General features: G+C 72.5%; 6 protein-coding genes. 4 read left to right on the top strand and 2 right to left on the bottom strand.

Annotated features, from left to right (window positions below; translation table 11 throughout):
• The 3 genes from HMPREF3099_RS09830 to HMPREF3099_RS09820 all read left to right on the top strand — a co-directional run.
• Positions 1–307 (top strand): iron chelate uptake ABC transporter family permease subunit (locus HMPREF3099_RS09830; protein ID WP_141762116.1); only part of this gene is annotated, 307 nt, incomplete at its 5' end.
• Between the two features lie 82 nt (positions 308–389).
• Entirely contained in the window at positions 390–1,319 is a 930-nt protein-coding gene (locus HMPREF3099_RS09825) for a FecCD family ABC transporter permease (RefSeq protein ID WP_237769824.1), read from the top strand.
• Complete coding sequence (locus tag HMPREF3099_RS09820) at positions 1,316–2,146, top strand: ABC transporter ATP-binding protein (RefSeq protein WP_070705808.1); 831 nt, start codon at positions 1,316–1,318, stop codon at positions 2,144–2,146. The genes HMPREF3099_RS09825 and HMPREF3099_RS09820 overlap by 4 nt, the downstream gene beginning before the upstream one ends.
• Before the next feature lie 389 nt (positions 2,147–2,535).
• On the opposite strand, the gene HMPREF3099_RS09815 is transcribed toward HMPREF3099_RS09820, so the two are convergent.
• A complete protein-coding gene (locus HMPREF3099_RS09815) occupies positions 2,536–3,963 on the bottom strand; it encodes a dicarboxylate/amino acid:cation symporter (protein ID WP_070705807.1) in 1,428 nt (475 codons plus the stop codon).
• Positions 3,964–4,260: 297 nt separating this feature from the next.
• The gene (locus HMPREF3099_RS09810; protein WP_070705806.1) at positions 4,261–5,226 is read right to left on the bottom strand and encodes a KPN_02809 family neutral zinc metallopeptidase; all 966 of its coding nucleotides are present in this window, start codon (positions 5,224–5,226) and stop codon (positions 4,261–4,263) included.
• 163 nt (positions 5,227–5,389) lie between these two features.
• Here HMPREF3099_RS09810 and HMPREF3099_RS09805 point away from each other — a divergent pair.
• A partial coding sequence (locus HMPREF3099_RS09805; protein WP_070705805.1) for an OFA family MFS transporter occupies positions 5,390–6,788 on the top strand: 1,399 nt, incomplete at its 3' end.

Below are 6,788 nucleotides of genomic sequence, written 5' to 3'. Positions count from 1 at the left end.
CGTCGGGCTGGTGCGGCTGGTGGTGGCCGCCGGCGCGGTGATGCTGTGCGCCGCCGGCACGGCGCTGGCCGGGCCGATCGCGTTCGTGGGGCTCGTGGTGCCGCACCTGGTGCGCTCGTTGACCGTCCCCGACGAGCGCCGCGTGATGCTGGGCAGCGCGGTGTTCGGCGCGGCCCTCGTGGTGGCCGCCGACACCCTGGGCCGCGTGGTGCTGCCGCCCACGGAGGTGCCCGTGGGGATCATGACCGCCGTCATCGGGGCACCCGCGCTGGTGCTGCTGGTGGCCCGTCGAAGGGTGCACACATGAGTGCCACGACGCGGGGGGGGCCGAGCGCGCGGGGGCGCCGGCACCGCAGTCCGCCCCGAGCCCGCGGCGGACGCTGCGCGCGGTGGGGCGCCGCCACGGCATCGTGCTGGGTGGCCTGGCCGTGCTGCTGCTGGCGCTGTTCGCCGCCCGCGTGCTGCTGGGCGACTACACCGTCACCCTGCCGGACTTCCTGCGCATCCTGGGCGGGGAGAACATCCCCGTGGCCAGCTTCCTGGTGATGGAGTCCAAGCTGCCCCGCGCGGCGGCCGCCGTGGTGGCCGGGCTGGCCTTCGGGGCCGCCGGCGCCACCTTCCAGTCGGTGCTGCGCAACCCGCTGGCCAGCCCGGACGTGGTGGGCGTGAGCGTGGGCGCCAGCTTCGGCGCGCTCTTCGCCCTCGTGGTGCTGGAGTGGACCGGCCCGGCCGTGGCTCTCTCCGCAGCCGGCGGGGGGCTGGCGGTGACCGGCCTGCTGGTGCTGCTCTCACGGCGCGGCCCGGCCGATGCCGCCGCGCACACCATGGTGCTCACCGGCATCGGGCTCTCGGCCGCCCTCATGGCGGGGATCCACTGGCTGCTGCTGCGCACGGAGCTGCACAAGGCGCAGGACGCGGTGGTGTGGCTCTCCGGCAGCGTCAACGACGTGCTGTGGCGCGAGATCGGGGTGCTGGCGCTGCTGGTCGCGGTGCTGCTCCCGCTGCTCGTGGCCACCACCGCGCGCCTGGGCGTGCTGGAGCTGGGCGACGACCTCGCCACCGGCCTCGGCGAGCACCCCACCCGCCTGCGTGGCCTGGCAATGCTGCTGGCCGGCCCCATCGCGCGCGCCCTCAACCAGGGGCGCACCACGGTGCTGGGCGCCGGGCTGGTGGGCGCCTGCATCTTCCTGGCGGCCGACTACACCGGCGCCTACCTGGCCCCCGGCGGCAACCTGCCCGTGGGCATCGTGACCGGCCTGGCCGGCGGCCCCTTCCTGCTCGGCCTGCTCCTGACCTCTCGGAGGTGGATGTCCTCATGACCGCCCGACTCGCCTGCCGCGACCTGCGGCTCTCCTACGGCGGCCCCGAGGTGGTGCACGGCGTGAGCCTGGACGTGCCCGACGGGGCCATCACCACGCTGGTGGGCGCCAACGGGTGCGGCAAGAGCACCCTGCTGCGCGGTCTGGCGCGGCTGCTGAAGCCAGCGGGCGGACAGGTGACGCTGGACGGCACCGACCTGCACTCCCTGCCCACCCGGCAGGTGGCCACCACCATCGGGCTGCTCCCCCAGCAGCCGCTCGTGCCCGCGGGGCTCACGGTGGCCGAGCTGGTGACTCGCGGCCGGCACCCGCACCGCGCGGCGTGGCGGCCCGCGTCGGCGGCGGACCACGAGGCGGTGGAGGACGCGATGCGGCGCACCGACACCCTGGGCGTGGCCGACCGTCCCGTCGCGGCGCTGTCGGGCGGGCAGCGGCAGCGCGTGTGGATCGCGATGGCGCTGGCGCAGCAGACCGACGTGCTCATGCTCGACGAGCCGACGAGCTTCCTCGACCTGGCCCACCAGGTGGACGTGCTGGACCTGGTGGCGCAGCTCAACGTCGAGCGCGGCACCACCGTGGTGATGGTGCTGCACGACCTCAACCTGGCCGCGCGGGTCTCCGACCACCTGGTGGCAATGGCCGCCGGGCAGCTCGTGGCCGCCGGGACGCCGCGCGAGGTGATCACGGAGGAGACGGTGCGCGAGGTGATCACGGAGGAGACGGTGCGCGAGGTGTTCGGGCTGGACTCGCTCGTGGTGGACGACCCCGTGACCGGCACGCCGATGGTGGTGCCGCGCGGACGCGTACCGGCACGCGCGGCCACCTGACCACGTGGCCGTGAGGCGACCCCGGCCCTCGTGGGAGGGGTGTCCTATCGCGTGATAGGTCGACCGATACGCAGGCGGGTGACTGCGATTCGGTCGACCTATCAGGTGATAGGACACCCCTCCCGCGAGCACCCTGTTCCCCATACGCCGTTGCTGGCCCTGCCGGGCGCGCCGTGGATGCCCTCACGGGCGCGCGTGGCTGGCCGGCCCGACCCACGTACACCGTCGGGGGTGGCCACGCCCGGAAGCGGCCTCGCCGGCTCGGGCTCTGAAGACGCCGACGCCCACGGCCCCTGGTGGGGACGCGGGCGTCAGGACGTGCGCAGCAGCGCAGGGGAGCGGGCCTCAGACGGGCACGAGCTCGTCGGCGCGGCGGGCGGAGTCGTGCCTCAGGCGGGCACGAGCTCGTCCGCGCGACGGGCGCCGCCGTCCGAGAGGACCTCGGCCGGCGCGGCCTCGGCACCGGCCTCGTCGTGCTCGGGCACGTAGGCCTCACCGGTGCGCTCGGCGTCGTAGAGGTCGCGGTCCAGCAGCCCCTCGCGCAGGGCCACGATGGCGGCCACCACGGTCTGGCCGGCCACGTTGGTGGCGGTGCGGCCCATGTCGATGATCGGGTCGATGGCCAGCAGCAGGCCCACGCCCTCCAGCGGCAGGCCCAGGGTGGAGAGGGTCAGCGTGAGCATCACCGTGGCGCCGGTGAGGCCCGCGGTGGCCGCGGAGCCCAGCACGGAGACCACGACGATGAGCAGGTAGTCCGTCAGCCCGAGCTCCACCCCGAAGAACTGGGCCACGAAGATCGCCGCGACCGCCGGGTAGACCGAGGCGCAGCCGTCCATCTTGGTGGTGGCGCCGAACGGGATGGCGAACGAGGCGTAGCTGGGGGAGACACCCAGGTTGCGCTCGGTGACGCGCTGGGTGAGCGGCATCGTGCCCAGCGAGGAGCGGGAGACGAAGCCGAGCTGGATGGCCGGCCACGCCCCGGAGAACCACTGGCGCACCGAGAGCCCGTGGGCCTTGAGCAGCAGCGGGTACAGGCCGAAGGTCACGAGCGCCAGGCCCACGTAGAGGGTGGCCACGAAGATGCCCAGGCTGCCCATGGTCTCCCAGCCGTAGGTGGCCACGGCCTTGCCGATGAGGCCGGCGGTGCCGATGGGCGCGAGCAGGATGACCCACCAGAGGATCTTCTGCACGATGGCCAGGGCCGAGCGGGCGAAGCCGAGAAAGGGCTCGGCCTCCTCGCCCACCTTCACCGCGGCGATGCCGACGGCCAGCGCGATGACCACGATCTGCAGGGCGTTGAAGCCCATGGTGATCTCGCCGGCCTCGCCCGCCTTGGCGGAGATGCCCAGGAAGTTGGTGGGCACGATACCGGTGAGGAAGTCCAGCCACGAGCCGCTGCTGTCAGGGGCGGCCGCGGCGTCACGCGAGACGGTGGTGTGGGCACCGGGGCGGGTGACCAGCGAGAGCACGATGCCGATGGTCACCGAGGCCAGCGCGGTGATGCCGAACCACAGCAGGGTCTGACCGGCCAGGCGGGCGGCGTTGCCCACGGCGCGCAGGTTGGCCACCGAGGCGACGACGGCCAGGAAGATCAGCGGCGGCACGAGGGTCTTGAGCAGGGTCACGAAGGTGGACCCCACGATGGTGAGGGTCTCGGTGAGCCAGTTGGGGTTCTCGGCGGTGCCGCCCATGCTCTTGGCGAGGGCGCCGAGCACCAGGCCGGCGAGCAGGCCCAGCAGGATCTGCTGGCCGAAGGAGGGGCGCCAGCCGCGGCGGGCTGGCCCTGCCGCGGTGGCGGCGGGGGAGGAGGTGGACACGAGGGATCCTTTCGAGGGCGCGCACACGGCATCGGCCCGGACCCCGACGGACGGGGACGGGCGATGGGGGAGTGCACAGGGGGAGCCGGGCGGACCGGCGGGTCGACGGAGCTCAGCGGCTCAACATCGGAACGCCGGGGAACGCCCCAGGTCCACGTGCAGACGACGTGTCAGGGGGAGTGGCATGACGTCATCTTATCAGTGACCAAAGGTGGGGAACGCCTTCAGCCGGGTGACCGTGGGCACACGACGGCGGCCCGTCCCCCCCCTGGAACGGGCCGCCGGATACGGGGTGGCTCAGAGGTTCTCGGCCTTGAAGGTGTTGCACGAGTTGGCCGTGCCACCGTCGTAGCCGGCCATGAACCAGCGCTGGCGCTGCTCGGAGGTGCCGTGCGTGAAGCCCTCCGGGTTCACACCGCGGCCGCTGCGCTGCTGGATGTTGTCGTCACCCACGGCCGCCGCCGCCTCCAGGGCCTGGTTGATCTGCTCCTGGGTCACCTTCTGGATGAGGGTGTTGCCCTCGGCGTCCTGGGTGCTGTCGGCGTTCTTCACCCACACGCCGGCCAGGCAGTCGGCCATGAGCTCCACCTTCACGGCTCCGGACTCGGCACCCTTCGCATCCTTCTGCGCCTCGCCCAGCAGGCCCAGAATGTTCTGCACGTGGTGGCCGTACTCGTGGGCCACGATGTACATCTGCGCCAGGTTCTTGTTCTCCGGGTTCTCCAGGCCGAACTTGTCGAGCTCGGAGAAGAAGGCCGGGTCGATGTAGATCTTCTCGTCCACCGGGCAGTAGAACGGGCCCACCTCGTTGGAGGCGGTGCCGCACTGGCTCTGCGTGCGGCCGTTGTAGATCACCGTGGTGGCCTTGCGGTATTGCTCGTTGACATCCTGCGGCAGGGCCTTGGACCAGTAGTCCTGCACGGAGTTCACCGTGCCGATGACGCGGCAGTCGGTGTGGTCGTTGGCGTCCTTGCCCGTCTTGCAGTGCGAGAAGTCGCCCGTGCCCTTGCCGAACGACCCCGTGTCCTGCTGGGCCTGCACCGACCCGCCGCCGAAGTTCCAGTTGCCACCCTGGCTCTGGGAGCCACCCCCACCGCCGCCACCGAGCATGTCGCCACCGCCCAGGAAGTACACCAGCAGCAGCAGGACGAGACCGCCGATGCCGCCACCACCGCCGATGACGGCGCCGCGGCCGAAGCCACCGCCGCCCCCTCCGCCGGAGACCTGCGAGGTGTCCAGGTTCGCGTTGTCGTTGAAGGTCATGTGGGGGTCCTGCCTGTGTGCCGGTGAGGTGTCGGTTCAGCGTAGCCCGGGTGCGGCCCACCCGCCCGGCTCCACGGCATCGACCCCACGGCGTGAGCCGTGTCACCATGGGCCACCCTCGCGGGCCGTCGCACGCCCGTCCCCTCTGCCCCCAGGAGTTCCCTTGGCCTTCCTCGGCAAGGCCGAGTCCGTCGCCGGACCCGGCTACAGCAAGTGGCTCATCCCGCCCGCCGCACTGGCGGTGCACCTGTCCATCGGGCAGGTCTACGCCTTCTCGGTCTTCAAGTCCTCGCTCGTGCACCACTTCGGCTCCAGCCAGACGGCCGTCGCGTGGGTGTTCAGCATCGCCATCGTGGTGCTGGGCCTCTCCGCGGCCGCTTTCGGCACCTGGGTGGAGCGCAACGGCCCACGCCGCGCCATGTTCGTGGCGGCGCTGTGCTGGGCCACCGGCTTCGTGGTCGGGTCGTTCGGCATCTCCACCGGCCAGCTGTGGCTGCTGTACCTGGGCTACGGCGTCATCGGCGGCATCGGCCTGGGCATCGGGTACATCTCGCCGGTGTCCACGCTCATGAAGTGGTTCCCCGACCGGCCGGGCCTGGCCACCGGCATGGCCATCATGGGCTTCGGCGGTGGTGCGCTGCTCGCCTCGCCGCTGTCCAACCGCCTGCTCTCGGCCTTCGACCCGGCCTACAGCCCCACCACGCCGGGTTCCTTCGCCAGCGGGCACGCGCTGAGCTCCACCTTCCTCACCCTGGGCGCCGGCTACCTCGTGCTCATGATGGTGGGCGTGGCCCTCATGCGCCTGCCGCAGGGCTTCGGCGACGACGACGCCGCCCACCACGTGCCGGCCACCAACGGCGTGCTCGTGCGCGCCGGCACCGCCATCCGCACGCCGCAGTTCTGGCTGCTGTGGGTGGTGCTGTTCACCAACGTGACCGCCGGCATCGGCATCCTCGAGCAGGCGGCGCCCATGATCCAGGACTTCTTCCGCACCGAGGGCGGGTCGTCCACCGTCACCGCGGCCGCGGCCGGCGGGTTCGTGGGTCTGCTGTCCCTGGCCAACATGGGCGGGCGGTTCGTGTGGTCCACCACGAGCGACCACATCGGCCGCCGCGCCACGTACACGATGTACCTCGGCGTGGGCCTCGCGGCGTTCGCACTGCTGGCGCTCTTCGGGGGGACGAGCCCGGTGGTGTTCGTGGCCCTGGCCGCGCTCATCATCAGCTTCTACGGCGGCGGGTTCGCCACCGTCCCGGCCTACCTCAAGGACCTCTTCGGCACCCTCGAGGTCGGCGCCATCCACGGCCGTCTGCTCACCGCGTGGGCTGCTGCCGGCGTGGCCGGGCCGCTGATCGTCAACTCCGTGCTCGACCGCGCCGGCGAGCCGGGCACGATGACCGCCTCGGACTACCGCCCGGCCCTCTTCACGATGGTGGGCGTGCTCGCCGTCGGCTTCGTGGCCAACCTGCTGGTGCGCCCGGTGGCCGAGCGCCACGCCGACGAGGTGGCCGGCCCGCGCCACGGGGAGCGGACTGCCGCCGAGCAGGCCGGTGCGGCGGCGG

The organism is Kytococcus sp. HMSC28H12 (genome assembly GCF_001816045.1).
Lineage (GTDB): Bacteria > Actinomycetota > Actinomycetes > Actinomycetales > Dermatophilaceae > Kytococcus > Kytococcus schroeteri.
This window is presented reverse-complemented; position numbering and strand designations above follow the sequence as displayed.